At 63.1% G+C, this 25,784-nt stretch carries 25 protein-coding genes; 12 read left to right on the forward strand and 13 right to left on the reverse strand.

The features are described 5' to 3' along the window. The first annotated feature begins 51 nt into the window (after nt 1–51). Both K3177_RS08365 and K3177_RS08370 read left to right on the forward strand, forming a co-directional pair. Nucleotides 52–2,916: a M16 family metallopeptidase gene (locus K3177_RS08365; protein ID WP_420493670.1), complete on the forward strand. Its 2,865-nt coding sequence runs from the start codon at nt 52–54 to the stop codon at nt 2,914–2,916. A gap of 89 nt (nt 2,917–3,005) precedes the next feature. Further along, a complete protein-coding gene (locus tag K3177_RS08370) occupies nt 3,006–3,311 on the forward strand; it encodes a hypothetical protein (protein WP_103022534.1) in 306 nt (101 codons plus the stop codon). A gap of 87 nt (nt 3,312–3,398) precedes the next feature. Here K3177_RS08370 and K3177_RS08375 read toward each other — a convergent pair whose 3' ends face one another. Together K3177_RS08375 and K3177_RS08380 are read right to left on the reverse strand one after the other, a co-directional pair. After that, entirely contained in the window at nt 3,399–4,247 is an 849-nt protein-coding gene (locus K3177_RS08375) for a hypothetical protein (protein WP_221597878.1), read from the reverse strand. A 96-nt stretch (nt 4,248–4,343) separates the two neighbouring features. After that, a complete protein-coding gene (locus K3177_RS08380) occupies nt 4,344–6,524 on the reverse strand; it encodes a S46 family peptidase (protein WP_221597879.1) in 2,181 nt (726 codons plus the stop codon). Nucleotides 6,525–6,733: 209 nt separating this feature from the next. Between K3177_RS08380 and K3177_RS08385 the strand changes: the two genes are divergently transcribed. Beyond that, nucleotides 6,734–7,006 carry a hypothetical protein gene (locus tag K3177_RS08385; protein WP_196846733.1) on the forward strand — a complete coding sequence of 91 codons (273 nt, stop codon included), beginning with the start codon at nt 6,734–6,736 and terminating at the stop codon, nt 7,004–7,006. A gap of 32 nt (nt 7,007–7,038) precedes the next feature. On the opposite strand, the gene gatB is transcribed toward K3177_RS08385, so the two are convergent. The 7 genes from gatB to rpsU all read right to left on the reverse strand — a co-directional run bounded on the left by gatB (nt 7,039) and on the right by rpsU (nt 13,049). Next, nucleotides 7,039–8,535: an Asp-tRNA(Asn)/Glu-tRNA(Gln) amidotransferase subunit GatB gene (gene gatB / locus K3177_RS08390; protein WP_221597880.1), complete on the reverse strand. Its 1,497-nt coding sequence runs from the start codon at nt 8,533–8,535 to the stop codon at nt 7,039–7,041. After that, nucleotides 8,528–8,668, reverse strand: coding sequence for a hypothetical protein (locus K3177_RS08395; protein ID WP_158246564.1), 141 nt, complete (start codon nt 8,666–8,668; stop codon nt 8,528–8,530). Before K3177_RS08395 ends, gatB begins: the two co-directional genes overlap by 8 nt. Then, a complete protein-coding gene (gene gatA, locus K3177_RS08400) occupies nt 8,665–10,146 on the reverse strand; it encodes an Asp-tRNA(Asn)/Glu-tRNA(Gln) amidotransferase subunit GatA (RefSeq protein ID WP_221597881.1) in 1,482 nt (493 codons plus the stop codon). Before gatA ends, K3177_RS08395 begins: the two co-directional genes overlap by 4 nt. Continuing rightward, the gene (gene gatC, locus K3177_RS08405) at nt 10,146–10,448 is read right to left on the reverse strand and encodes an Asp-tRNA(Asn)/Glu-tRNA(Gln) amidotransferase subunit GatC (protein WP_196846737.1); all 303 of its coding nucleotides are present in this window, start codon (nt 10,446–10,448) and stop codon (nt 10,146–10,148) included. Before gatC ends, gatA begins: the two co-directional genes overlap by 1 nt. 49 nt (nt 10,449–10,497) lie before the next feature. Next, on the reverse strand, nt 10,498–12,168 hold the full coding sequence (locus K3177_RS08410) for a DUF4153 domain-containing protein (RefSeq protein WP_221597882.1): 1,671 nt from the start codon (nt 12,166–12,168) through the stop codon (nt 10,498–10,500). 18 nt (nt 12,169–12,186) lie between these two features. Then, nucleotides 12,187–12,762, reverse strand: coding sequence for an FKBP-type peptidyl-prolyl cis-trans isomerase (locus tag K3177_RS08415; protein WP_103022528.1), 576 nt, complete (start codon nt 12,760–12,762; stop codon nt 12,187–12,189). Between the two features lie 80 nt (nt 12,763–12,842). Continuing rightward, nucleotides 12,843–13,049, reverse strand: coding sequence for a 30S ribosomal protein S21 (rpsU, locus tag K3177_RS08420; RefSeq protein WP_011413239.1), 207 nt, complete (start codon nt 13,047–13,049; stop codon nt 12,843–12,845). Nucleotides 13,050–13,276: 227 nt separating this feature from the next. Here rpsU and crcB point away from each other — a divergent pair, with 227 nt between their 5' ends. Genes crcB through K3177_RS08450 form a run of 6 tightly spaced genes read left to right on the forward strand, consistent with a single transcriptional unit; the run spans nt 13,277 to nt 16,957 of the window. Further along, nucleotides 13,277–13,687, forward strand: coding sequence for a fluoride efflux transporter CrcB (gene crcB / locus K3177_RS08425; RefSeq protein ID WP_103022527.1), 411 nt, complete (start codon nt 13,277–13,279; stop codon nt 13,685–13,687). After that, entirely contained in the window at nt 13,684–14,805 is a 1,122-nt protein-coding gene (locus K3177_RS08430) for an RluA family pseudouridine synthase (protein WP_103022526.1), read from the forward strand. The genes crcB and K3177_RS08430 overlap by 4 nt, the downstream gene beginning before the upstream one ends. Beyond that, nucleotides 14,805–15,404, forward strand: coding sequence for an FMN-binding negative transcriptional regulator (locus tag K3177_RS08435; protein ID WP_221597883.1), 600 nt, complete (start codon nt 14,805–14,807; stop codon nt 15,402–15,404). Before K3177_RS08430 ends, K3177_RS08435 begins: the two co-directional genes overlap by 1 nt. Next, complete coding sequence (locus K3177_RS08440) at nt 15,401–16,060, forward strand: HAD-IA family hydrolase (RefSeq protein WP_221597884.1); 660 nt, start codon at nt 15,401–15,403, stop codon at nt 16,058–16,060. The genes K3177_RS08435 and K3177_RS08440 overlap by 4 nt, the downstream gene beginning before the upstream one ends. Beyond that, entirely contained in the window at nt 16,047–16,256 is a 210-nt protein-coding gene (locus tag K3177_RS08445; RefSeq protein ID WP_103022523.1) for a hypothetical protein, read from the forward strand. The genes K3177_RS08440 and K3177_RS08445 overlap by 14 nt, the downstream gene beginning before the upstream one ends. Next, nucleotides 16,238–16,957, forward strand: coding sequence for an ATP12 family chaperone protein (locus K3177_RS08450; RefSeq protein ID WP_345725377.1), 720 nt, complete (start codon nt 16,238–16,240; stop codon nt 16,955–16,957). The genes K3177_RS08445 and K3177_RS08450 overlap by 19 nt, the downstream gene beginning before the upstream one ends. On the opposite strand, the gene K3177_RS08455 is transcribed toward K3177_RS08450, so the two are convergent. From K3177_RS08455 to K3177_RS08470, 4 genes are read right to left on the reverse strand one after another with little or no spacing between them, the layout of a single operon-like run. Then, on the reverse strand, nt 16,954–17,547 hold the full coding sequence (locus tag K3177_RS08455) for an ABC-type transport auxiliary lipoprotein family protein (protein WP_221597885.1): 594 nt from the start codon (nt 17,545–17,547) through the stop codon (nt 16,954–16,956). The two genes, K3177_RS08450 and K3177_RS08455, sit on opposite strands and share 4 nt — an antisense overlap. Before the next feature lie 11 nt (nt 17,548–17,558). Next, entirely contained in the window at nt 17,559–18,509 is a 951-nt protein-coding gene (locus tag K3177_RS08460; protein WP_103022520.1) for an MlaD family protein, read from the reverse strand. Nucleotides 18,510–18,519: 10 nt separating this feature from the next. Continuing rightward, the gene (locus K3177_RS08465; protein WP_103022725.1) at nt 18,520–19,422 is read right to left on the reverse strand and encodes an ABC transporter ATP-binding protein; all 903 of its coding nucleotides are present in this window, start codon (nt 19,420–19,422) and stop codon (nt 18,520–18,522) included. After that, nucleotides 19,422–20,534, reverse strand: coding sequence for an MlaE family ABC transporter permease (locus K3177_RS08470; protein WP_103022519.1), 1,113 nt, complete (start codon nt 20,532–20,534; stop codon nt 19,422–19,424). Before K3177_RS08470 ends, K3177_RS08465 begins: the two co-directional genes overlap by 1 nt. Before the next feature lie 102 nt (nt 20,535–20,636). Between K3177_RS08470 and K3177_RS08475 the strand changes: the two genes are divergently transcribed. The 3 genes from K3177_RS08475 to K3177_RS08485 all read left to right on the forward strand — a co-directional run bounded on the left by K3177_RS08475 (nt 20,637) and on the right by K3177_RS08485 (nt 25,772). Further along, complete coding sequence (locus K3177_RS08475) at nt 20,637–23,354, forward strand: valine--tRNA ligase (protein ID WP_221597886.1); 2,718 nt, start codon at nt 20,637–20,639, stop codon at nt 23,352–23,354. 238 nt (nt 23,355–23,592) lie between these two features. Then, nucleotides 23,593–24,327, forward strand: coding sequence for a 7-carboxy-7-deazaguanine synthase QueE (locus tag K3177_RS08480; RefSeq protein WP_221597887.1), 735 nt, complete (start codon nt 23,593–23,595; stop codon nt 24,325–24,327). After that, entirely contained in the window at nt 24,324–25,772 is a 1,449-nt protein-coding gene (locus tag K3177_RS08485) for an MATE family efflux transporter (protein ID WP_247714330.1), read from the forward strand. Before K3177_RS08480 ends, K3177_RS08485 begins: the two co-directional genes overlap by 4 nt. The last annotated feature ends 12 nt before the right edge of the window (nt 25,773–25,784 follow it).

A 25,784-nucleotide genomic window follows, 5' to 3' on the forward strand; every position in this document is an offset into this window, starting at 1 on the left:
GTTATATCGAGTCGAATCGAACGACTTGATCGAAGGGGGTTTTACATGAAAATGAAATCGGTACTTGCTGCGGGCGTCGCCTCGCTCGTTCTGGCAGCATGCACGACAACGCCGAATGGCCAGTCCATGGCCAATGCATCAGCGCCCGTTGCCGAAGCTGGCACTCTGGACGAGCCCGCAGCGCTCGCAACGCTGATCGACGAAGTCCAGATTCCCTATGAAAAATTCACCTTGGACAATGGCCTCGATGTCATTGTGCATACCGATAAAAAGGCGCCCATCGTCGCGCTGGCCGTGTGGTACAATGTCGGCTCCAAGGACGAACCGAAGGGCCAGACCGGTTTCGCCCATTTGTTCGAACACCTCATGTTCAACGGATCCGAAAACGCACCGGAAGACTACTTCCAGTATCTGCAGGAAATGGGTGCGACGGATTACAACGGCACGACCAATTTCGACCGTACGAATTATTTCCAGACCGTTCCCAAGCCGGCGCTTGAACGCGCTCTTTGGCTGGAAAGCGACCGCATGGGTTATCTGCTGGGCGCGATCACGCAGGAAAAACTCGATAACCAGCGCGGCGTTGTCCAGAACGAAAAACGGCAGGGCGACAATCAGCCAGGCGGTCTGGTCTTCTATGAAATCGTGAAGACGCTGTTCCCTGCTCCGCACCCTTATGATCATACGCCGATCGGTTCTATGGCCGACCTCGATCAGGCCAGCATGGCCGACGTCCAGAACTGGTTCCGCGACAATTACGGTCCGAACAATGCGACGGTAGTGCTTGCCGGCGACGTAACTGCCGCCGAAGCCCGTACGCTGGTGGAAAAGTATTTTGGCCCGATTTCCCGCGGACCGGTCAACGATCCTGCTCAGGCGAACGTCCCCGAACTGGCGCAGGATGTGCGCACGGTGATGAAGGATCAGGTCGCAGCCACCAATATTTCGAAATACTGGAGCGCTCCCGGGATTACCGACCGTGAGCTTACCGCACTGACGGTAGGAACGCAGATCCTCGGTGGCCTGTCTTCCAGCCGTCTCGACAAGACCCTCGTCCGTGACGAGCAGTTAGCCGTCGGCGTTTCAGCCGGCAATTATTCGTGGCAGCGCGTCGGCGTGTTGAACGTGGGCGCAACCGCGCGGCCTGGTGTCGACCCCGCCGTGGTCGAAGCCCGGCTCAATGAACTCGTTGCACAGTTCATTGCCGAGGGCCCGACAGAGGACGAGGTGCGCCGCGCAGCCACGTCGACCGTCTCCCAGACGATCCGTGGGCTTGAGCAGGTAGGCGGCTTCGGCGGCAAGGCTGTGACGCTCGCCTCAGGGGAAGTGCTAGCCGCCGATCCGGATTTCTACGCCCGCCAGCTCGAAATCCTTGCCACGCTGACGCCTCGCGAAGTTCAGTCCGCAATGCAGCGCTGGATGACCCGGCCGGCCCTGACGCTGGTTCTCGAACCGGGCGAGCGCGAAGGCGAGTATGAAGAAGCGGCATCGGTTGCCTCTGCCACCGCGGCCACTGACGAAGCCCCAGGGGCGAGCGAGATCACGGTAACGAAGGAACGGCCAAAGCCGCCCATCGCGACGACCGCTACGCTCGATTTCCCCGACGTCCAGCATACCAGGCTCGCAAATGGGATGGAGCTTCATTACGCTATGCGGGACGCGGTCCCCGCGACGTATATAACGATGTCGTTCGACGCCGGCACCGCTTCCGACCCGGTGGACAAACGCGGTCTAGAAGCGCTGGCTCTCGGCCTGTTCGACGAAGGCACCACGACGATGGACTCGCAGGAAATCGCCGAAGCCAGCGAACGGCTCGGCGCATCGATCTCCGTTGGCGGCGGTTTCGACCGGTCCAGCTTCACCCTGTCGACACTGTCGGCCAATCTCACGCCGTCGCTTGAGTTGATGTCTGACATCGTACGCAACCCTGCATTCGCACCTGCTGAAATCGAGCGCGTGCGTGCACAGCAGATCACCGGTATCGAGCAGGAATTGCGCACGCCGCAGTCGATCGCGGCGCGGACGCTCGCTCCGATCATTTACGGGGAAGACAGCCCCTACGGCGGTGCCGACAGTGGCACAGTGGCTTCGGTCACTGCCTTGACCCGTGACGACATCACCGGCTTCAAGGATCGCTGGATCCGCCCCGACAATGGTCAGATCTTCGTCGTTTCGGATCGCCCGATCGGTGAAATCACTGCCGCGCTGAACAAGGTGTTCGGCGACTGGCAGGCCCCTACAGTAGCAAAGGGAACCAAGAGTTTCGGCGACATGGCCGCCGTGCCGGAAAAAGCTCGTATCGTTCTGGTCAATCGACCGAACTCGCCGCAGAGCTTTATTCTCGGTGGACAGCGGACGCCGGTGGATGCGCGTGATGAAACCTACGTCGATTTCCTCAATGGGAATAATGCGCTGGGTGGCAATTTCCTCGCACGCCTCAACATGAACCTGCGCGAGACAAAGGGGTGGAGCTATGGCGTAAGCGGCTTTCCGCAGACACGCGAGAAGGCCGTCGCTTACAACATTGCGGCTCCAGTCCAGGCCGATCGTACCGGCGATGCGCTGGCCGAGCTGATCCGCGAGACCGGGGAATTCCTCGACACCCGCGGCGTCAGCGAAGCGGAGCTGGACCGGATCGTCACTGCAGAAATCGGCGAATTGCCTGGCCAGTTCGAAACCTCCGGCGCCGTGCTCGGAGCCATGCAGAACAACGCCATGTATGGCCGCCCGGACAATTACTACGAATTGCTCGCAGACCGGTATCGCTCGCAGACCCGCAGCAGTCTGGACGAAGCGGTGCGCGCCGCAATCGATGCCGACCGGTTTGTCTGGGTCGTCGTCGGCGATGCAACTGTCGTGGAGCCGCAGCTCGAAAAGCTCGGCCTCGATGTCGAAGTCGTACAGATGGGTCAGTGACTGCTATCGAGATCGCCCTTGTTGACATTGATGTCAGCAAGGGCGATCTAGCGGCCACTCCAGATTGCTAACCGAAGAGAGGAATTTTCATGTCCGTAGCAGGTACTTATGACACCGTCGTCAAGAGCCCGATGGGCGAACAGAAGGGCACCTTCACCGTAGTCCCCGGCGACGACGGGAACACCTTTACCGGATCGATGGCTGGCGGCATGGGCTCCATGGACGTCAAGGACGGCAAGATCGATGGCGACACGCTTACCTGGGCGATGGACATGACCGTCCCCATGCCGATGACCCTCAACTGCACCGCCAACGTGAACGGCGACCAGCTGACTGGCACGGTAAATGCAGGCGCCTTCGGCGACATGCCGCTGACCGGCCAGCGCCAGGGCTGAGCGCAAACCGATAAATGGCAAAGGCGCCGGGAGGATTTCCCGGCGCCTTTTATTGTACCTGCCGCGAACCGGGTCCTTCGGCGTAACCTACTCGCCCACGCCGAAGGCGAAAACGCGCGCGCCGGCTGTACCCGCACTACCGGCGAGGCCGGGGCCGGCCCCTCCGCCAACAGCGAAGATGAAGCCATACTGGCCCTTCTCCAGCGCAGTCTCCGGCGTCAGTTTGTACACTCCCTGCGCCACCTGCTCGTAGGTGAAAGGGATCTGGTCCTTGTCCATCACGCCCGCCTTGGCACCGGCGATGTTCATACTGCCGATACGCGCTTCGCGGCGGCCTTTCTTCTGCTCCAGTTCCACGAGCGAGAACTCGTTCGGCGACTGGACCGATGCGCCGAACCCCGTCGAAAACGTTCCGCTCCCCTCGCCGTTGGCATTGCCGAGATAGACATAAAATACCGGGTTGGATTTGGGAGAAACAAATCGTGCTTCCTCCCCCGGAATGACCGCCTTCACGCTCGCGCTCGCGATTCCGCCCGTCAGCGCATATCCGAAAATGCCGCCCGTTTTTGTCTGTGTGGAAGATGTCGGGTCGATCTTCCACATCCGCGGCTCAGCCGACCAGTCGTCGTACAGATAGACGCCGGGAAAATGTGGAGCCAGCGGATCGGCTGCGCTGTCCGACATGGCCGGTGCGACGGATGTCTTCTTGACCATCGCCGCGATCACGGCGCTGGACACTCCCTTGGTTCTCAATTCCAGCAAGGTCGCCGTATCGGTGGCGTAACTGCCTTGATCGGTTTCGATCTTGGCGATGACGGCTTCGTCCCCCAGCCCCGCATCGAGCAGAGTGAGGACATCGGCATTGGTAAGCGTTTCAGCGCAAAGCGGCGCCGACATTGCCAGCGCGCACGGTATCAAGACTGTCCAGAACTTCATATTGCTCCCCCCGGTGCAAATCATGTGTGTAATCGCGAGACGAACGAACGAGACCGTGAAGTCCCATCCGTTCGTTCCCTCATACTTCTCAATGCGTTAACGCACTACGTCCATTTCTTCGATCAGTGCCTGTGCACCATCGACCTTGTCCATCACCCACAGCATGTAACGGGTATCGACATGGATCGTGCGCGTGGTGCGCGGATCGAAATACCAGTCCGAATTGACGCTTTCGAAGGTCCCGTCGAACAACAGGCCTACGAGTTCGGCACGTGAGTTGAGTGTTGCGGAGCCGCTGTTGCCGCCGGTGCTGTCGAGGTCCGACAGGAAGTTGACCGGCACCGATCCGATACTGTCGAGCGCATAGTCGCCATAATCGCCCGCACGGATTTCGGTCAGTTGCTTGGCCGGCGCATTGAACGGGTCTTCGCCCGTGTCCTTTTCGAGTATGCCTTCCAGCGTGGTGAACGGCAGGTAGGCCATGCCATCACGCGGACTACCGCCAAGAACCTTGCCATATGTGACGCGGAGCGTGCTGTTGGCATCAGGGTAGGTGGCGATGCCTTGAGAGCGCTGCCATTGCGTGATTGCCTGCATATAGGCCGGACGCAGCACCAGCGCGCGCCCTGCCCGTTCCTCGCTCTGCTGTTCCAGATCGATCCCGTAGTCGTAAAGAGCGACCGCGAGCTGCATGAACGGGTCTTTGCTCGCTTCCAGATCGGCTACACTTGCATCCATCAGCGCGAGGCGCGTTTCAGTATCGCCCAGCGTGGTGTTGGCGTAATACCGATCGACGATCGGCTCGGCCTGCGCGGCACCGGTCACGCCTGCCAGACCTGTCGCCTGATCGAAGACGGCAACACGTTCGGCCGCAGGCTGAGCCAGATAACCGTTCAGGAACAGGAGCCATTCAGCCTTGTCGACCGAAGCATCGTACCGCCGGTCAAGCGCCTGCAATCCCTGCCGGAAGAACGCCATGTCGCGTTCCTGATACCCGCTCTCGCGCTTGGCATCGGGCTTCTCCTTTTCCTTCGCAAGGCGATAGAGACGCTGCGCGGTGCCGAGCAACTGTGGGTTGGTCACATTACCATACCAGAAATTGGTGCGGGCCGCCGTGGCGCTTTCTTCCGACAGTTCATCGAGGGCCGCGATCGCTTCGCCATAGCCGCTGCGCGAAGGATCGGCAGCAATCCAGGCATCGAGCTCAGCTTCGCGTTCTGCGCGCAGCCCGACGAGATTGACCCGGCGCGCGCCGTCGATCTGGCCGCGCAGGTTCTTTTCGTAGTTGTTGAGACCGGCGAGGCGCGATTCATACTTCACGCGCGCGTCCGAACCTTCGGGCGCGGCTTCCTCGATCGTGTCGATCCAGTTGTTCAGCAGTGTGACGAATGTCGGATAGGTCCACTCGAACGTGTTCTTCACTTCGCCGAGCCGCGTGTAGCGATTGGTCGATCCCGGATAGCCTGCAGCCATAACGAAATCGCCGTCATCGAGACCGGCAGCACTCACCTTGAGATGATGCTTGGGACGGTACGGGACATTGTCTTCCGAATATTCGGCAGAGGTCCCATCCGGCGCGACATACGCGCGATAGAATGAAAAATCGCCAGTGTGACGCGGCCACATCCAGTTATCGATATCGCCGCCATATTTGCCGATAGAATCGGCCGGCGCGTAAACCAGCCGTACGTCCTTCACCTCGAGCCGCTTGATCAGCGTGTATTCCTCGCCGCCATAGAAACTGGCGACCAGGCAACGATATCCAGCGTCCTGTTCGCATTCCGCGGTGATATCCTTCACCCGCTGATCGACGGTATCGTAACGCTCATTTGGCGAAAGGGCGTCGATGCCTTCGCGGACGCGCGCCGTCACATCGCTGATATCGGTGGTGACATACACACGCGATCCGGGTGCGGCGGGCAATTCTTCGCTCTTCGCCTTGGCGAGGAAGCCGTTTTCGAGATAATTGTTTTCAGCCGTTGAATTGTACTGAACCGATCCACGGGCGCAGTGGTGATTGGTAACCACCAGCCCCTCGTCCGAAACGAAGCTTGCCGAACAACCCTGCAACTGGACAATGGCGCCCATCGGAAAGCCCGTCAGGTCCGACAAGGCTTCGGGCGATACTTCCAGGCCGGTTTTGCGCAGATCGTCTGCGATCTCGGGCAGTTGTCCGGGCGTGAACATCCCTTCCTTGGCAGCGAGCGGCGCTGCCAGCGACAGAGTGGATGTGGCCGCGCCGGCGAGCAGCGCCGCAGCAAAAACAGATTTTGACATGATAGGTACGATCCCTTCCAGCGCGCCGAACGCGCGTCCCGCCGATATCGCTAGTCCGCTTGGCTGCACCGTTCAAGCGAGGCCATGGCTTTGACCACACACAAAGTTTAGCCGCAGAACGGTGCAAGCAGGACGAGCGGCTTCTGGGAAGGGATCAGACGAATGTGGCTGCCTTGAAATGAACAAAACAGGCGCGCACCTTCCGCAACATGCTGGGTAAACACACAGCCATATGCTTTCTGCTCGTCGCCGGACTGGCCGGTTGCTCGCTCGCGGACGACGGCAGCGACGGCCCTTCAGCCGTCGAGCCCAGTCCGGACCTAGCGCTGGAAAGCCGGGTCCTTGCCGTAGTCTGCGACAACGACCGTCCGGATACTCAGGAACAACTGGTTCAACTTGCTCGCTATGCGCGGGAACGCGACGGACGATCGGACCGCATCTGGGAAGTCGCGGACAATCCGGACTGTCCGCAAACGTCCTGAAACAGCGCCCATGACGCGCTTCGACGTTCGCGTCAGCCCAGCTTGTCTTTCAGGATCTGGTTGACCACCGCAGGATTGGCCTTGCCCTGCATCGCCTTCATGGTCTGACCGACGAAGAAACCGAAGAGCTTGTCCTTGCCGCCGCGATATTCGGCGACCTTGTCCTCGTTGTCTGCGATGATCTTGTCGATCGCGGCTTCGATCGCACCGGTATCGCTGACCTGCTTGAGGCCTTCGGCATCGGCGATCTCTTCCGGATCGCGGCCAGTCTTAAGGACGATTTCGTAGATTTCCTTGGCCTGGCCACCCGATATCTCGCCCTTGTCCTGCATGGCGAGGATGCCGGCCTGCGCCTGTGCGGTTGCATTGGCTGGATCGGCTTCGTCACCGAGCGATTTCATCACCCCCGGCGCAACCGAGAGTGCCCAATTCGCCACCTGCGTTGCGACCTGCGCCTCGCTTTTGCCGATCTTCGTTGCTGCTGCGGCCAGCAAGGTCTCGAACCGGGCGAAAGTCTCAACCTCCGCCGTCAGTTCGCGCGCGTTGTACGGCGTCAGACCGAGCTCATTCTCATACCTCTTGCGCTTGGCATCGGGCAGTTCGGGCAGGCTCGCACGGCATTCGTCGAGGAAGCCGTCTTCCAGCTCCAGCGGGAGCAGGTCCGGATCGGGGAAGTAGCGGTAGTCATGCGCATCTTCCTTGCTGCGCATGGTCCGCGTGGTGCCGCTCGCCACGTCGAACAGGCGCGTCTCCTGGTCGACCGTACCGCCGTTCTCCAGCACATCCACCTGTCGGTTCGCCTCGTATTCGATGACCTGCATGACGAAGCGCACCGAATTGACGTTCTTCGTTTCGGTCCGCGTGCCGAATTCCTCGCCCGGCTTGCGCACGCTGACGTTCACGTCGGCGCGCATCGAACCTTCTTCCATATTGCCATCGCATGAGCCGACATAGCGCAGGATCGAACGCAGCTTGCGCACGTAGGCGCCAGCTTCGGCCGGGCTGCGCATGTCGGGCTTGGACACGATCTCCATCAAGGCCACGCCGCTGCGGTTGAGATCGACATAGGACATGGTGGGGTGCTGATCGTGCATCAGCTTGCCGGCGTCCTGCTCGACATGGATGCGCTCGATCCCGATGACCTTGTCTTCCGGGATGCCGGCCTTTTCATCTGCATCGATCAGCAGCTGCCCTTCACCCACGATCGGATGGTAGAGCTGGCTGATCTGATAGCCTTGCGGAAGATCGGCATAAAAGTAGTTCTTGCGATCGAACCGGCTGTATTTGTTGATCTGCGCCTCGATTGCCATGCCGGTACGCACGGCCTGGCGGATGCATTCGCGGTTGGGAACCGGAAGCATGCCGGGCATCGCAGCATCGACGAGGCTGACCTGCGAGTTGGGCTCGGCACCGAAAGCCGTGCTGGCACCGCTGAACAGCTTGGCGTTGGACGTGACCTGCGCGTGGACTTCCAGGCCGATCACGACTTCCCATTCGCCCGTTGCGCCCTGAATACGATAATCAGTCATCGTCTTTCGACTTTCCATTGTCGCTCTTGAAACGTGCCTCGCCGTGGCTGATGCGCCTCGAAAGGATTGCGGGCACCGCCATCACGCCGAGAACCGCCACGGCGGCTACGAGTGTGAAGATCGCCTCGTTCACCACCACTTCTCCGGCTTTGCCTCGAACCCGGCGCGCTGCTGAATCGCCAGCCCGGCATTCAGCACACCCTGTTCGTCGAAGGGCTTGCCAACGATCTGCAGGCCAAGCGGAAGACCGTCGGCGTTCAGCATGGCCGGAACGCTCATCGCGGGCAGACCGGCGAGACTGGCCGGGACCGCGAACACATCGTTCAGGTACATCGCCAGCGGATCGTCCTGGTTTTCGCCCAGCGGAAAACTGGCCGTCGGCGTGGTCGGTGCAAGGATCGCGTCGCATTCGCCGAACGCTGCGGAGAAATCCTGGCTGATGAGCGTACGGATCTTCTGCGCCTGCGTGTAATAGGCATCGTAGAAGCCGGCGCTCAGCACATAGGTGCCGATCAGGATGCGGCGCTTGACCTCATCTCCGAAACCGGCGGCGCGGGTGGCGGCGTACATATCCTGCAACCCCGCCCCGTCGGGGAGATCGCGCAGTCCATAACGGACGCCGTCATAGCGAGCCAGATTGCTCGACGCTTCGGCGGGTGCGACGATGTAATAGGCAGGCAGCGCATATTTGGTGTGCGGCAAAGAGATATCGACGATCTCGGCACCCGCATCGCGCAGCCATTCCTTGCCCTGCTCCCAGCTCTTCAGGATTTCTTCGTCGGTGCCATCCATGCGGTATTCCTTGGGAATACCGATCTTCTTGCCCTTCAGGTCGGCATCGAGGCCCGCCTCCCAGCCTGGCACATCCATTTGCAGGCTAGTCGAATCCTTGGGATCGAAACCGGCCATTGCCTCGAGCATGATTGCGCAATCTTCGACGCTGCGCGCCATGGGGCCGGCCTGGTCGAGGCTGCTGGCGAAGGCCACGACGCCCCAGCGGCTGCATCGGCCATAGGTCGGCTTGATGCCGCAGATGCCGGTAAATGCAGCAGGCTGTCGGATGGATCCGCCGGTGTCAGTGCCAGTCGCCGCCGGTGCGATGCGAGCGGAGACGGCGCTGGACGATCCGCCGGACGACCCGCCCGGGCTCATCGCGGCATTGGTGCCGTCTTTCTTCCAAGGAGACGAGACATTGCCGAAATAGGAGGTCTCGTTCGAGCTACCCATGGCGAACTGGTCGAGATTGAGCTTGCCCAGCATGCCCGCGCCCGCATCCCAGAGGTTCTGCGACACAGTGCTTTCATATTGCGGGGTGAAGCCTTCGAGGATGTGGCTTGCCGCGGTGGTCTGTACGCCCTTGGTGGCGAACAGGTCCTTCATGCCGATCGGCACGCCGCCCATCTTGCCGAGATCTTCGCCCTTTTCGCGCCGCGCATCGACCGCGTCGGCGGCCGCCGTGGCGTGGTCGGGCGTCGTCACGATGAATGCGTTGAGTTCGCTCGCGGCAGCGACGGCGGTATTGAAAGCATCTGCCACTTCGCGCGCGGTGAAGTCGCCCTTGACCACCCCGTCGCGGATGTCCTTGACGCCTAAGTCGATAATATCGCTCATTATTCGATCACCTTGGGCACGCCGAAGAAGCCGTGTTCCGCAGCAGGGGCGTTGGCGAGCACATCGTCGCGGCGCCCGCCTGCGGTCTTCGGATCGGCATCGACCACATCGTCGCGCAGGCGCAACGTATTGGGGATGACCGCGGTCATCGGTTCGACGCCGGAGCAATCGACCTCGCCCAGCTGTTCGACCCAGGCAAGGATCCCGTTGAGTTCGGGCACCATGCGTTCGAGTTCATCCTCGCCCATCTTGATGCGGGCGAGCGAGGCGATCTTGGCCACTTCTTCGCGTGTAACTGACATACCGCGCGCGTTAGCGGTGCGGGGGGCCTGCTTCAAGCGGCATCGCGCATCAGTCCAGCGGCGGGCCGAAAGGCTGGCCGTCAACGACGATGTAGCGGCGCTCGACCGGGCGCACTTCCACCGCGGAATCGGCGGAAATCGGGGGCGTCGGCGCGGGAGGCGGCGCTTCGGTGAGGGGACCGGAAGCGGGCACGATGAGGCGGGTATAGGTGGAGCCTTGGAGCAGGGCGACCTGCCGCATTCCGCCGATTTCGCCCAAATCGACACCGATACACATGTCAAAACAACTGTATGAATGGTCCCGAACATACGCTTGGAGGCGCGACTCAAGCGCTGGATCGTCGAAAGTCATGCGAAGTTCGGGGTCTGGATCGGCCCGCCCGTAAGAGCGGGTCTGGCGAGCGGCAGCGGCCTGCGCCAGTTCCCCCACCTGCCCGCTGCGTTTGGCAAGGCGAGCCAGCGCCTGTCGGCCAGCGTCACCGAAATCCCAGCGCAAGGCAGCGAAATCGAAGTCGTCCACGGCGACCGCCCCCGATTCGAGCCGGGCGAGCTGGTTGCGCGTGGAGATCGCCCCGAAATCGAACAGCGGCAGGGCAAGGATGAAGGCGAGCACGCAGGTGCCGACCGCAAGGTGCATATTGGCGGTTCGCACGCCGTCCATCCAGCCAGCCAGGGCCCCCGCCATCCGGCCGCGGATCGGAGCGATGAAATAGGCGACACCGTAAGCCACCGCCACCGCCACCGCGATGACACCCCACAGCCGTTCCGGGCTGAGGCCGTATTCGGAGATACGCGTGCCGGTCGAGATCGCAGCGAGCAGCGCCAGCGGAAGGATCGCCAGCGCGAGGACCAGCGCCGCCCAGCGCAGCACGCGGTTACCGCTCGCTTCGGCATCGCCATTGCGGACCACGGCATTGACCAGCACGAAGCAGGCCGCGGCGAATGAGAGCAGAAGCGGCGTGGGGCTTTCGGTCGCATTCCACAGCACCGAAATGCCGCTGGCCACGACGGCCAGCAGGAATATGACGAGTGCGACCGCCAGCGGCACGGCGATGATCGAGAAGACCAGCATCACGACCGATTGCAGCGTGCCGATGATCCTGAGCTGATTGCGCAGAACGCCGAGCGCGGCGCCGAATGCAGCGCCCGAAAACATCCAGCCGAACCAGCCCTGATCGACGAGCGTCTTCAGGACATCGATCTTGATGGCAGCAAAGAGCTGAGCGAGGAGAAACAGCAGCAGCCACGAAAGCCCGACGAAGGCGAGAGCCCCTGCCACGCAAATGGCATCGGTCCAGACGTGGAAATGCGTTTCATCGTAGGAGGTGCGCCAGCGCCGGCGATGAAAACCGGCCTGGAACAGCGGCAGCGCAAGCGCGATGGCAACGATCCCGGCAGCGAACCAGAACGGCGCATCGACATGGGTTTCGCTGGCCAGCGCGACGCGCCAGGCGATCCCGCCCATGATCAGCGCCACGATGGCGGCAAAGGCGAGCGGCTGTTTCCAGCGGCCGCGATCGACGGTGAAAGCGAGAGCGAGCGACCCGAAAGCCAAAGCAGCGGTCAGCGCGGCACGCCACGGCGCCCACACATCCGCATTCCATTCGGCAAGGAAATACACGCCGAGGCCCGCCAGCCCCAGGAGGGCGGCAAGGCCCCACGGGCGAAGCGGCCAGTCGGAATGGAGGGAGGACGTATGCGGATCGCTGGGCTGGCTCATGCGACCTCCCCGTATCGGCTATTCGGCGGGCGGCGGCACCGGCTGGCCGGGTTCGCCCGGCTGGCCCTGCTGCTGCTGGCCCATCATCTGCTGGAGCGCATTGGCACGCGCCTGGAAATCGTCCCGGCTCATGAAATCGACGACTTCGACATCGAAGGTCAGATCGGCATTGGGCGGGATCGGCGAACCGGGAGGCGGTTCGGCGCCATAGGCCTGTTCCGCCGGAATGGTGAGGACGTAGCTGCCGCCCTTCTGCATCTGCGTCAGCCCTTCGATGAAGCCATCGATGATCGCCCCTTCTTCGAGCAGCAGCGGATTACCTTCCGGAAACAGGCCGGGCGGGATCGGCAGCGGCTGCGAGCGATCGAATTCTGTCCCGTCGGCGAGCTTGCCGACATACTTCACGAACACCACGTCGCCCATTTTCGGCGAATCGCCCGTGCCAGCGGTTACCGTTTCGACATCCAGCCCCTTGGGAATGGCGGCCCAGGCAAGGCCTGCACCCAGCAAAACGGCCACCGCGACGCCGAGCCAGAGCTTGGTCAGCGAGCCTTTCTTGATGGGCTGGAGGGGAACGCGGGTAATCTCGGTCATGAAAAAGTGTCCTGATACGCAAAGGGCGCGGATTTCTCCGCGCCCTCATGGCTTAGCTTCGTGGCAGCCGCAATAGCGACTTACTTGATGCCGTCGCGTTCCATGCGCTTACGTTCCATCTTGCGGGCGCGGCGAACGGCGGCAGCCTTTTCGCGGGCGCGCTTTTCGCTGGGCTTTTCGTAGTGGCGGCGCAGCTTCATTTCGCGATATACGCCTTCACGCTGCAGCTTCTTCTTGAGCGCACGGAGAGCTTGGTCGACATTGTTATCGCGAACCATGATCTGCATAAACTTCAATACCTCAACTTGCGGGCCAGAGCCCGCGCAGCGGGTTTTGCCTCCTTGAAACGGTTTCGCCAATAGAACGAAATACGCGCCGAATCCGTTCCGGATCGGCTCGAACGGGTGCGCACATACGGATTCGCTCCGTAAATGGCAAGTCTTTGTAGCAATCGCAGATGCGGGCGCGCGCATCGGGATGACGAACGCGCAAATGGCGGCTAAGGGCACCGGCGATGTCCTCCTTTTCTCCCTTCGTCGCAGCGCTGCACGTCTTTCTGGGCGGCGGGGTCGGTGCGGTGCTCCGCTGGCAGCTTGGCCGTGCCATGACCAGCTGGCTGGGCGCCCCGATCATCAGCGTTTTCCCGTTCGCTACGCTTGCCGCCAATGCCGCGGGCAGCCTGTTCATGGGCCTGCTGGCCGGATGGCTGGCGCGTCACGGATCGGGCGGGAGCGAACAGCTGCGCCTGCTGCTGGGCGTGGGCCTGCTGGGCGGCTTCACGACTTTCAGCGCCTTCAGCCTTGAAATGGTGCTGCTGATCGAACGCGGTCAGTACCTGTTCGCCCTGCTTTACGCCTTCCTGTCGATCGCGCTTGGCATCACCGGACTGATGGTAGGCCTTGGTGTAATGAGGATGGCAGGATGAAGACTTCCGACGAAGTGCGCAGTTTCACGGTCGAGGCCGATGACGATGGCATCCGGGTGGACCGCTGGTTCAAGCGCCACCTGCCGCAGGTCGGCTTCGGCACGGTCAGCAAATGGGCCCGCACCGGGCAGGTGCGCGTCGACGGCAAGCGGGTGAAGCCCGACGACCGGCTGGAACAGGGCCAGCAGATCCGCGTGCCCCCGGGCGGCGATGCGCCGCACAAGAAGGAAAAGACCAAGCGCGAGCTGAAGCCTGCCGAAATCGAGCAGGCCGAAGGCATGGTCATCACCAAGACCAAGGGCGCGCTGGTGCTGAACAAGCCGCCGGGCCTTGCCACGCAGGGCGGAACCAACACGTTCAACCACGTCGATGGCCTGCTGGATGCCTATGCGCCGGGTGAGGACGAGGTGCGCCCGCGGCTGGTCCACCGGCTGGACAAGGACACCAGCGGCGTGCTGCTGGTGGCGCGCACACCGGGCAGCGCATCGTTCTTTTCCAAGCGGTTTTCGGGCCGTTCTGCCAAGAAGGTCTATTGGGCGCTGGTGATCGGCGTGCCCGATATCCGCGAAGGTGTGATCGAGGCCCCGCTGGCCAAGCAGCCCGGTTCGGGCGGCGAGAAGATGCATGTCGACCACGAAGATGGGCAGGCTGCGAAGACCAAATATCGCGTGGTCGACAGCGCGGGCAAGAAAGCGGCCTGGCTGGAACTGCAGCCGATGACCGGGCGAACCCACCAGCTGCGCGTCCATTGCGCGGCCATGGGCCATCCGATCGTGGGCGACGGGAAATACGGCGGCAAGGATGCGTTCCTTACCGGGACCATCAGCCGCAAGATGCACCTGCATGCGCGGCGCCTGATCATCGACAGTCCCGATGGCGGCAAGCTGGACGTCACGGCCGAACTGCCCGAACATTTCGCCGCATCGCTCGAACAGCTGGGTTTCGATGTGAACGCCAGCGACGCCACCCCCATGCGCGACGATCCGCCGCCCAAGAGCCGCGAGGAAAAGAAGCAGCAGGCGCGCCAGCACGCGAAAAACTTCCGCAAGTCGCAGCGTTCGCCGCGGCGCGCACGTGGTGCAGCCAGCGGCAAGCCGAAGCCCAAGGGCAAGCGCTGATGCATCCCAACCCGCTTTTCAGAAGCGAGGATCAGGCGCTGATGCGCGAATGGATCGGCCGGGCGGCGTTCGGCATGGTGTTTCTGACCACACCCGAAGGGCCGCGGGTTGCCCATACCCCCTTCATCATGCGCGACGAGAACCGGCTGCAGTTTCACCTTGCCCGCGGCAATGACCTGACGCGTTCGCTGGAGGGAGCAACCGCCCTCGCCGTGGTCAACGGGCCAGACGGGTATGTTTCGCCGAGATGGTACGACAACCGCGATACAGTGCCGACCTGGGATTATGTCGCGATTGAGATGGAAGGCCCGGTGCGGCGCATCGCGGATGACGAACTCGACACGCTGCTTTACGATCTGATCGACATGCACGAACGCCGTATCGAAGGCGAACGCTGGAGCGCCGGGGAGGCGAGCGAACCGATGTGGAACGGGTTGTTCAAGGCCATCGTCGGTTTCGAAATGGAGGTGCGCGAATGGCGCCCGACCTTCAAACTATCGCAGAAGCGCACCCCGGCAGAGCGCGAGACGATCGTCGCCGGTCTTGCCGGGAATGGTAACGAAGCGCTGGCCGCAGCCATTGGCGGGACTGCCGTATGAGCAGGCTGGTGGTGTTCGATTGCGACGGGACGCTGGTGGATGGCCAGGCCGCAATCTGCGAGACGATGGAACTGGCCTTTACCAGCAATGGACTGGCCGCACCCGACCGGCACCATGTGCGCCGGATGGTCGGGCTGAGCCTGCCCTATGCGCTGCGCGAACTGGCGCCGAATGTCAGCGACGAACAGCGCCATGCGGTGGTGGAAGCATACAAGACCGGCTTTCGCGACCTGCGCCAGTCGGGCGGACTGCGCGAGCCGCTTTTTGCCGGAATTGCCGAACTGATCGAGGAACTGGCGGCCGAAGACTGGCTGCTGGCCGTGGCGACGGGCAAGAGCGATCGCGGCCTGCATTCATGCCTCGACACGCATGGCATTCGCCATCGCTTCATTTCATTGCAGACGGCCGACCGCCATCCATCCAAGCCCCACCCGGCGATGCTGGAAGCCGCCCTGGTCGAAGCGGGAGTGGCGCCGGGCGAGGCCGTGATGATCGGCGATACGAGTTTCGACATGGAAATGGCAGTGGCCGCGGGCGTGCGCGCGATCGGCGTTTCGTGGGGCTATCACGAAGCGCAGGAACTGCTCGACACCGGGGCCAGCGCAGTGGCCGATACGGCAGCGCAATTAGGAGAGATGATCCGTGGACCAGCATGACCCCGCCAAAACCCGGTTCCTTGCGATTCAGGCCATGCGCCTGTCCGGCCTGTTGCTGGGCGTGGTCGGGGCCCTGATCCTGGGCGAAGTCCTGCCGTTCCCTGAAATGCTCGGTTACCTGTTCATGGCGCTGGGGCTGGTGGGCGTTTTCATCGTGCCGACCACGCTCGCCAAGCGGTGGAGCAGCCGCAAGTGAAGCGGTTCTACAAGGACGTTTCCGTCGACGAAGTAGCTGATGGCTGGCAGGTTTCGCTGGATGGCCGGGCCATCCGGACGCAGGGCAGCAAGCAGCCGCAGATCGTGCCGAGCCGCGTTCTGGCGGATGCGCTGGCGAGCGAATGGCAGGATCAGGGCGACAAGATCGACCCCGGGCTGTTCCTGTTTCGCGACCACGCGGATTTCGCGATCGACATCGTCCGGGCGGACCGGGACGCGGCGATCGACAAGCTGATCGGTTATGCCGAGACCGACACGCTGTGTTACCGCGCCGATCCCGAAGATGCGCTGTATCGCCATCAGCAGGACCGGTGGGAGCCGCTGGTCGAACATCTGGAAGACCGGTTCGGCATGCGGTTCCAGCGCGTGAGCGGAATCGTCCATCGCCCGCAGGCGGAAGAAACGCTGGCGGCGCTGCGCCATCATCTGGAAACGCTGGACGATTTCGCGCTGGCAGGCGTGACGGCCATGGCCTCGCTTGCCGCGTCGCTGTGCATTGCGCTGCTGGCGAGCGAGGAAGCCGTCAACGATCCCATGAGTTTGTGGCGGGACGCCAACCTCGAGGAAGAATGGCAGGCCGACAGATGGGGCCGGGACGAGGAGGCGGAAGCCGTCCGCAAACGCCGGGCCGACGATTTCTCGGCCGCGCAGGCTTTTACGACGCTGGCCGCGACGCGTTAGGCGCCCTGGCCGACCCAGTCGGCGATCTGCCCGGCGACATCGTTGGCCGCCTGATTGAGCGCCGGACCGACGAAGGCCGTTTCCGGCGCTGCAACGGGAACGCGCGATTCGAACCGCCGCGTCGTCACATTGGACGAAGCGCCGTTGCGGACCGCATCGAACACGACCACCACATCCCTGCTGCGCGCGTCATAGCCGAAGCTGCGCAGCGTGCCGTGCAGCCTGTCGATCGCGCCGACGCCGGGATCGTCGCCATCGACGACCATGCGGCCGGTACGCGAACGGATGGTTTCGGCAACCAGCTGACCGAACAGGCGCGCGGGCCGATCGACCCAGACGGCATCCTGCAGATAGGCCAGTTCGGTGTCGGTCACCTGGACCGGAACGCGGGTAACGTCGATCGCCTTGGTCGATCCGAATTCGACCAGCGCGATGGCGTTGCTTTGCGACATGGGCGCGCCTGCCCCGGCCGGAACCATAGCGGTGGGCGTCAGCGTCAACAGGCTGTCGGGCGCTTCGCCGCCGAAGCTGAGGCAGCCGCCCAGCAGCAGCGCCGGAGCCAGCGCGGCAAGTTTAATGGTGCTTTTCATGCTCAGGCCCCTCACGGCTTGTAATCAGGCAATGGCTGGCTCGACAGCAGCGAACCTGCACCCTTTTCGTCGATCTTCTCGGTCACGTCGCGCAGCGCCTTGCTGGTGGCGCGCAGATCGCGCAGCGTCGCTTCTGCCGCGGGCAGCGTGCTTTCGGTCAGCTGCTTGGTCGCGGGGCGGGCATCGTTCAACGTGTCTTCCAGCGCCTTGGCCGCACCGCTGGCGGATTCCAGCGTCGAGCGAAGATCGCGCGCGATCGCCTCGCCTTCCTGGTTGATGATGCGATCGGTCGAACGGGTGACCGTTTCGAACTGGTCGAGCGCTTCCGCCGCTTCGCGCAGCGTCACCTGGAGTTCCGCCATCGTGCGTTCCATCTGCGGGGCCGCATCGGCGAAGCCGGCGCTGGCGGCATTGGCATTGGCGAGAATCTGCGAAATCTGTTCCTGGTTGCGATCGCTGAGCAGGACGGTCAGCCGCTCGGTCAGCGTGGCCAGCCGTTCCAGCAGCAGCGGCGCGCTGGCAAGCACGGCGCCGAAGCCACCGCCGGCCGTGGGCGGAATGATCGGCACGCCTTCGGTGCAGGCGGTCGTCTCGCACGAAATCGGCGGCGCACCGGTGCGCGCGCCATCGAGCGTGATGGTCGATACGCCGGTGAAGCTGCCCTGGATCGTGGCGGTGGTGCCCACGAGAATGGGCACGGTGTCCTTCACCTTGATGCGGACGCGGACGAATTCGGGGTCCTTGTCCCACAGTTCGATCTGGGTGACCTGGCCGACCGGCACGCCCGAAAAATCGACGCCGCTGCCATTGGCCAGCCCCGATACCGACTGCTTGAAGAAGATGTCGTATTCGTCCTGCGCGCCGCCGCCCAGCCTGGCGAGCCAGACGATGAACAGCGCGAGCGCGCCGAGGATCAGCAGCGACACCGCCCCCACCCAAACGTGATTTGCCCGCGTTTCCATTGGTTTCGCCCTATGCCTTGCCCGCAGGCGGTTTGTCCAACGCTTTGACCACGTTCGCCGCGAGCGGCTTGTCCATGTGACTGCGCAGTTCGTCGAGCGCCTGCGCCGTCAGCGCCGCGCGGCCGCGTGGCCCGTTGAAATATTCCTGTATCCAGGGGTGGTCCAGTTCCATCAGATTGGGAACGGTATCGACCGCGATCACCTTCTTGTCCGCCAGCACCGCCACGCGGTCGCAGATTTCGTGCAGCGTATCGAGATCGTGGGTGATGAGGAAAACGGTGAGACCCAGCGTTTCCTTCAGTTCGCGCGTAAGGTTGTCGAACGCCGCCGCGCCGATGGGGTCGAGCCCCGCGGTCGGTTCGTCCAGGAACAGCAGTTCGGGATCGAGCGCCAGCGCGCGGGCCAGACCGGCGCGCTTCTTCATCCCGCCCGACAGTTCGCTGGGATATTTGCTCACCGCTTCTTCCGGCAGGCCCGAAAGGATCGTCTTGTAGCGCGCGATTTCATGGCGGAGCTCGGCATCGATTTCGGGATAGAACTGCTTCAGCGGCACTTCGACGTTTTCGCCCACGGTCAGCGTGCTGAACAGCGCCCCGCCCTGGAACAGCACGCCCCAGCGGTTGCGGATGCCGATATCCTGTTCGGGATCGGTGCCGACCACGGAACGGCCGAACACACGGATGTCCCCTTCCGCAGGGTGCTGCAACCCGATGATGGAGCGCATCAGCACCGACTTGCCGGTACCCGAGCCGCCGACCACGCCGAGGATTTCGCCCCGCCTGACCTTCAGATCGAGATCCTGGTGAATGACCTGATCGCCGAAGCGGTTGGTAAGCCCTTCCACCTCGATCGGATATTCGCCGCGAAAACGCTCGTGGCGCTCGAGCTGCCGGCCGGTTTCGTCCTGTGCCATCAGGCCCACCCGACCTTGGTAAAGAACACCGCGAAGAAGGCGTCGATCACGATCACGGCAAAGATGCCGGTAACCACCGCCATGGTGGTACGCAGGCCGACGTCTTCGGAATTCCCCTTCACCTGCATGCCGTGATAGCACCCAGCCAGCGCCACGATCAGGCCGAAGACGGGCGCCTTGAGCAGGCCGACCCACAAATCATAGATCGGGACGACATCCTGAATGCGGCTCAGGAAGGTCCAGAACGGTATGCCCAGCATGAACTGGCCGACCACGGCGCCGCCGATGATGGCGACGGCTGCGGCGTAGAAGCCCAGCAGCGGCATCATCAGCACCGCGGCCATGATTCGCGGCACGACCAGCGCTTCCATCGGGGATATGCCGATGGTCTGCATGGCGTCGACTTCCTCGGTCAGGCGCATGGTGCCGATCTGCGCGGCAAAGGCGCTGCCCGAACGGCCCGCGACCATGATCGCGGTCATCAGCACGCCCAGTTCGCGCAGGGTAATCCTGCCGACGAGGTTCACGGTCAGCGTTTCCGCCCCGAACTGCGCCAGCTGCACTGCCCCCTGCTGCGCGATGACGATCCCGATCAGGAAGCTCATCAGGCCCACGATCGGCAGGGCCGAAATACCCACCAGTTCCAGCTGGCGGACCAGCGCCAGCCAGCGGAACCGCTTGGGATGGCGGATCAGGCTGCCGATGGACAGCAGCAGCGCGCCCAGAAAGCCGACCACGCCGTAAACGCCCTTGCGGGCATTGAGCATCTTCTGGCCGATGGCTTCGGGTACGCGTTCGAACACCGGCAGGCGCGGAGCACCGATTTCTTCCTTCGAGCCGGTGTCTTTCAGCGCTTCGATCAGGCGTTCCGCCCGCGGGCTCGCCCCGGTCAGGTCGGCGTTGAATTCTCTGGAAATGCTGCAGGCGACCCAGGCGCCGACCGTGTCGATTTCGCTGATTGCGGACAGGTCGACCTTGGTTATCTGGCCGTCCAGCGCGCGCAGATCGTGATCGACCTGGCCGATCGTGGACACCAGGAAGGGGCCCGACAGGACGAGCACATTGCCCCCGTCATCCCCTTCGACCAGCTCATATTCGGCAATACCACCCATTGCGGGCGGGTATGAGGGGAAATGAGTCGCTTGCCAAGCGACTATCGCCGCACATCACCTGCAGCGTTGCATCGCAACAAGGGCGCTGGCAAAGGCGACGCCATGAGCACCGAGCTACCGAAAACATTCGATCCCGCCGAAATCGAGGCGCGTTGGTACGCGCATTGGGAGGGAGAGGGCCTGTTCCGCCCCGACCGCCCGCAGGCCGAACCCTATACCATGGTAAACCCGCCGCCCAATGTGACCGGCAGCCTGCATATCGGCCACGCGCTCGACAACACCCTGCAGGACGTGATGATCCGGTACGAACGGCTGCGCGGCAAGGATGCGCTGTGGGTGGTCGGCACCGATCACGCAGGCATCGCCACGCAGATGGTGGTGGAACGCCAGCTCGAGGCCAATCAGGACAAACGCACCAATTATTCGCGCGAGGATTTCATCGCGAAGGTGTGGGAGTGGAAGGAAGAAAGCGGCGGCACGATCACCCGCCAGCTGCGCCGTCTGGGTTGTTCGATGGACTGGAGCCGCGAACAGTTCACGATGGACGACCATTTTTCGCAGGCCGTGCTCAAGACCTTCGTCGACCTGCACAAGGACGGGCTGATCTATCGCGACAAGCGGCTGGTCAATTGGGACCCCAAGCTGAAGACCGCGATTTCCGATCTCGAGGTCGAGACGCAGGATGTGAAGGGCAGTTTCTGGCACTTCAGATATCCGCTCGAAGACGGTGTGACGCTGGCGGACGGGCGCGATTACATCGAAGTCGCCACCACGCGGCCCGAAACCATGCTGGCCGACATGGCGGTTGCCGTGCATCCCGACGACGCGCGTTACGCGTCGGTCGTGGGCAAGCATGTCGTGCTGCCCATCACCGGGCGCCGCGTGCCCATCGTCGCGGACGAACATGCAGATCCCGAGCTGGGGTCGGGCGCGGTGAAGATCACGCCGGGCCACGACTTCAACGATTTCGAAGTCGGCAAGCGCGCCGGGTTCAAGCCGGGCGACATGCTCAACATGCTCGATGGCGAAGCCAATGTCTGCCAGACAGCCGACGGGCTGGTGCCGGAGGAATTCCTCGGCCTTCACCGCTTCAAGCGCGACGGCGTGGACGGCGCCCGCGAACTGGTCGTCCGGCGACTGAAGGAACTGGATTGCCTCATTCCGCATGTCACGAAGGACAAGGAAGGCAACGCAGTCGAGCACGATGCCGAACCGCGCACCATCGCGACGCCGTTCGGCGACCGCGGCGGCGTGGTGATCGAACCCTGGCTGACCGACCAGTGGTATGTCGATGCCGAAACGCTGGCGAAGAAGCCGATCGAGGCCGTGAAGAGCGGCGCAGTCGAAATCGTGCCGAAGAGCTGGGAGAAGACCTTCTTCAACTGGATGGAAAACATCCAGCCCTGGTGCGTCAGCCGCCAGCTCTGGTGGGGTCACCGGATCCCGGCGTGGTATGACGCCGACGGCAAAGCCTATGTCGCGATGACGCAAGAAGAGGCGCAGGCACAGGCTGGCGACGGCATCGCGCTGACCCGCGACGAAGACGTCCTCGACACTTGGTTCTCTTCCGCGCTGTGGCCGTCCGCCACCCTCGGCTGGCCGGACAAGACCGATCTCGTCGAAAAGCACTACCCCAACAGCCTGCTGATCTCCGGCTTCGACATCCTGTTCTTCTGGGATGCCCGGATGATGATGATGGGGCAGTACAACACCGGCCAGAACCCCTGGCCCAAGCTCTATCTCCACGGCCTTGTCCGCGCGGCAGACGGGCAGAAGATGTCCAAGTCCAAGGGCAATGTCGTCGATCCGCTGGGCCTGATCGACCAGTACGGCGCCGATGCGCTGCGCTTCTTCATGGCGGCGATGGAAAGCCAGGGCCGCGACATCAAGATGGATGACAAGCGGATCGAGGGATACCGCAATTTCGCGACCAAGCTGTGGAATGCCACGCGCTTCTGCCAGTCCAACGGGATCGTCGGCGGCATCGGCGATCATACCGGCCCAGGGCTATCCCCCAAGCTGGCGGTCAATCGCTGGATCATCGGCGAGGTCATCGAAACCAGAGACGCGCTCGACAAGGCGCTGGCCGAACTGCGCTTCGATGCGGCCGCGAATACCATCTATCACTTCGTATGGGACCGGTTCTGCGACTGGTATATCGAACTGATCAAGGGCAATTTCGATGACGAGACCAAGGCCGTCGCCGGCTGGGCGCTCGACCAGATTTTGGTCATGCTGCACCCCTTCATGCCCTTCATCACCGAAGAGCTGTGGTCCAAGCAGGCCGCGCGTCCCGATTACCCGCTGATCACCGCGCAATGGCCCGATCCGCAGGCCGAGATCGATGCGGCGGCCAAGGCGGAAATCGACTGGCTGATCGCGCTGACCAGCGCAGTGCGGACCGCCAAGAACGAATTGGGCATTCCGCCGGGCGCCAAGCTCGAAGCTTTCTGCCCGGCGCCCAGCGCGCTGGCGAAATCGGTAGTCGAGGCCAATGGCGCCGCGATCGAGCGGCTTGCCCGCCTGACCCCGATCCACATGGCCGATGCCCCCGCCGGTGCCGCCATGCAGATCGCAGCCGGCGAGGATGCCTTCGTGATCCCGCTTGAAGGTGTGATCGACATTGCGTCCGAGAAAGCCCGCCTTTCCAAGGCGCTCGAAGCGTCCACCAAGGAAGCCAAGTCGCTCGAAGGGCGTTTGTCCAACGCGAACTTCGTCGATCGCGCCAAGCCCGAAGCGGTCGAAAAGGCCCGCGCCGATCACGCCCATCACACCGCAGAGGTCGAACGCCTGACTGCTGCGCTGGCGCGGCTGGGGTAAGGTAGCTCTTTCCTACACGGGGACATTTTGCCTATGCCGGGGATATGAATCCCCGGCCCATCAGTATCTGCGCGAAACGCATGTGGGAAATCATCGTGACGGGGCCTGCGCGAAAGGTGACACCTTCGAATTGGGAAAAGCCAACTTTCCTGTTTTCTCACAATAGTTTGAGCGCAGCGTCGCGGCCTGCCGGAGTTTCTATTTTGCATGGGGTCGGTGTAAACCCGTCAGGACTGGCATGGCGCTGATACTCGCGACCGACGACGAAGGCGGGCCGGAAATTTTCGCGTCGGTTCAGGGCGAAGGGCCGAGCATGGGCATGCCGGTCGCCTTCATGCGCCTGTCGCGCTGCAACCTTGCCTGCGTGTGGTGCGACACCGCCTATACCTGGCATTTCCAGGGCGACGAACGCCCGCATCGCGGCGGCGTGGAATACGACCGCAAGGCCAACCAGCTCTCGCTGCCGGAAGATGAAGTCGCCGCGCGCATCATGGCGCTGGGGCAAAGCCGCCTCGTGATAACCGGGGGCGAACCCTTGCTGCAGGCCCCTGCCCTTGGCCGCCTGCTCGAGCTGCTGCCCGATGTGTCGGTCGAGATCGAAACCAACGGGACGACCAAGGCACCTGCCCCGCTCGATATCCGCATCGACCAGTTCAACGTCAGCCCCAAGCTCGCGCATAGCGGCAATCCCGCCGAACTGGCGCTGCTGCCCGAACGGCTCGATGCCTATGCCACCGATCCGCGCGCGTGGTTCAAATTCGTGATCGCTGAACCTGCAGACGTCGACGAGGTCCTGGCGCTGCGCGACCGGTACCGCTTCAGGCCCGGCCATGTGTTCCTGATGGCCGAAGGCACCGATAGCGAGACCTTGCGCGAGCGCGAGAAATGGCTCGCGCCGCTCTGCGTGCGCCATGGATTCCGGTTGAGCGACCGCCTGCACATCCACCTGTTCGGAGACACACGGGCCACATGAGACCTCCGACGCCAGCCAAGCCGCGCGATCTGACCAGCGGACCGGTTCTCAAGACACTGGTCCTGTTCAGCCTGCCCACGCTCGCATCCAATCTGCTCCAGTCGCTTAACGGCTCGGTCAATTCGATCTGGGTCGGGCGGCTGCTGGGTGAAGCCGCACTGGCTGCAACCGCCAATGCCAATATCATCATGTTCCTCACCTTCGCCGCCGTCTTCGGTTTCGGCATGGCGGCAACGGTCAAGATGGGGCAGGCGTTCGGTGCATCCGATACCGATCAGGCGCGGCGCACATTCGGCACGGCCATGGGGTTCTGCCTTACGCTCGCGCTGATCGTGGCGATTGCGGGCTGGCTGGCATCGCCCGCCCTGCTGCAGGCGCTGGGCACACCGGAAGAGGCCTACGCGCTCGCTTTGTCATATCTGCGCGTCATCTTCATCGCGATCCCCGGTTCCATGGCCACGATGATGATCGCCATGGGCCTGCGCGGTTCGGGGGATGCACGAACGCCCTTCATCTTCATGGCGCTGACGGTCGTGCTCGATATCGTGCTCAACCCGCTGCTGATTGCCGGGATCGGCCCTTTCCCGCGGCTTGGGATTGCCGGGTCGGCGCTGTCCACCGCGATTGCGGGCTATGTCTCGCTCGCCGGGCTGGTCGCCTATGTCTACTGGCGCGATCTGCCGCTGCGGCTGCGCGGCAGGGAAATCGGCTATCTCATCCCGCGGCGGGCCGAAATGGGCTATATCCTGGGCAAGGGTCTGCCGATGGGGGCACAGATGCTGCTGGTGTCTTCGGCGGGGATCGTCTTCATCGGCCTCGTCAACCGCGAAGGGCTGCTTGCGGCGGCCGCCTACAGCGCGTCGCTGCAATTATGGACCTATCTCCAAATGCCGGCGATGGCGATCGGGGCCGGGGCCAGTGCCATGGCGGCGCAGGCCATCGGGGCGGGCAAGCTGGACCGGCTGGATCAGATCAGCCGCGCCGGGGTGAGCACGAACCTGGTGCTGACCGGCGTCATGACCGCGCTGCTGCTGCTGTTCGACCGCGCGGCGCTGGTTCTGTTCCTTGGTCCCGAAAGTCCTGCCGTGGCGCTGGCCCGCCACATCCAGTTCCTGGCGAGCTGGAGCTTCATCATCTTCGGGGTGACGATCGTGCTGTTCGGCACCATGCGCGCTGGCGGCGTCGTCTATGCGCCGCTGATCGTGCTGGGGATCGCGCTGTTCCCGGCGCGGCTCGGCTTCTACTACGCCCTGGTCGGGACGCTGGGACAGGATGCCCTGTGGCTGAGCTTCCCCTTCGGCTCCTTCGTCGGCGTTGCGCTGGCGATCGTCGCCTATCGCCGCAAGGGCTGGCGCCTCAAGGCACGCGCCATCTCGCCGGAACGCGCGGCGGAGGAGGTCAATACGAATGGCGAAGCGGTCGGGCGGTTCAAGCCCGACATGTAACGCCGCGAGGTC

The organism is Qipengyuania pacifica, from assembly GCF_019711555.1.
GTDB classification, from domain to species: domain Bacteria; phylum Pseudomonadota; class Alphaproteobacteria; order Sphingomonadales; family Sphingomonadaceae; genus Qipengyuania; species Qipengyuania pacifica.

Bases quoted from the DNA above. Each gene is read 5' to 3' on its own strand.
- gatB (WP_221597880.1), bottom strand. From the start codon at position 8,535: ATGACTGATTATCGTATTCAGGGCGCAACGGGCGAATGGGAAGTCGTG.
- K3177_RS08380 (WP_221597879.1), bottom strand. From the start codon at position 6,524: ATGTCAAAATCTGTTTTTGCTGCGGCGCTGCTCGCCGGCGCGGCCACA.
- crcB (WP_103022527.1), top strand. From the start codon at position 13,277: ATGTCCTCCTTTTCTCCCTTCGTCGCAGCGCTGCACGTCTTTCTGGGC.
- rpsU (WP_011413239.1), bottom strand. From the start codon at position 13,049: ATGCAGATCATGGTTCGCGATAACAATGTCGACCAAGCTCTCCGTGCG.
- K3177_RS08440 (WP_221597884.1), top strand. From the start codon at position 15,401: ATGAGCAGGCTGGTGGTGTTCGATTGCGACGGGACGCTGGTGGATGGC.
- K3177_RS08435 (WP_221597883.1), top strand. From the start codon at position 14,805: ATGCATCCCAACCCGCTTTTCAGAAGCGAGGATCAGGCGCTGATGCGC.
- K3177_RS08475 (WP_221597886.1), top strand. From the start codon at position 20,637: ATGAGCACCGAGCTACCGAAAACATTCGATCCCGCCGAAATCGAGGCG.
- K3177_RS08370 (WP_103022534.1), top strand. From the start codon at position 3,006: ATGTCCGTAGCAGGTACTTATGACACCGTCGTCAAGAGCCCGATGGGC.
- K3177_RS08365 (WP_420493670.1), top strand. From the start codon at position 52: ATGAAATCGGTACTTGCTGCGGGCGTCGCCTCGCTCGTTCTGGCAGCA.
- K3177_RS08470 (WP_103022519.1), bottom strand. From the start codon at position 20,534: ATGGGTGGTATTGCCGAATATGAGCTGGTCGAAGGGGATGACGGGGGC.
- K3177_RS08465 (WP_103022725.1), bottom strand. From the start codon at position 19,422: ATGGCACAGGACGAAACCGGCCGGCAGCTCGAGCGCCACGAGCGTTTT.
- K3177_RS08485 (WP_247714330.1), top strand. From the start codon at position 24,324: ATGAGACCTCCGACGCCAGCCAAGCCGCGCGATCTGACCAGCGGACCG.
- gatC (WP_196846737.1), bottom strand. From the start codon at position 10,448: ATGTCAGTTACACGCGAAGAAGTGGCCAAGATCGCCTCGCTCGCCCGC.
- K3177_RS08415 (WP_103022528.1), bottom strand. From the start codon at position 12,762: ATGACCGAGATTACCCGCGTTCCCCTCCAGCCCATCAAGAAAGGCTCG.
- K3177_RS08480 (WP_221597887.1), top strand. From the start codon at position 23,593: ATGGCGCTGATACTCGCGACCGACGACGAAGGCGGGCCGGAAATTTTC.
- K3177_RS08410 (WP_221597882.1), bottom strand. From the start codon at position 12,168: ATGAGCCAGCCCAGCGATCCGCATACGTCCTCCCTCCATTCCGACTGG.
- K3177_RS08430 (WP_103022526.1), top strand. From the start codon at position 13,684: ATGAAGACTTCCGACGAAGTGCGCAGTTTCACGGTCGAGGCCGATGAC.
- K3177_RS08375 (WP_221597878.1), bottom strand. From the start codon at position 4,247: ATGAAGTTCTGGACAGTCTTGATACCGTGCGCGCTGGCAATGTCGGCG.
- K3177_RS08455 (WP_221597885.1), bottom strand. From the start codon at position 17,547: ATGAAAAGCACCATTAAACTTGCCGCGCTGGCTCCGGCGCTGCTGCTG.
- K3177_RS08460 (WP_103022520.1), bottom strand. From the start codon at position 18,509: ATGGAAACGCGGGCAAATCACGTTTGGGTGGGGGCGGTGTCGCTGCTG.
- K3177_RS08385 (WP_196846733.1), top strand. From the start codon at position 6,734: ATGCTGGGTAAACACACAGCCATATGCTTTCTGCTCGTCGCCGGACTG.
- gatA (WP_221597881.1), bottom strand. From the start codon at position 10,146: ATGAGCGATATTATCGACTTAGGCGTCAAGGACATCCGCGACGGGGTG.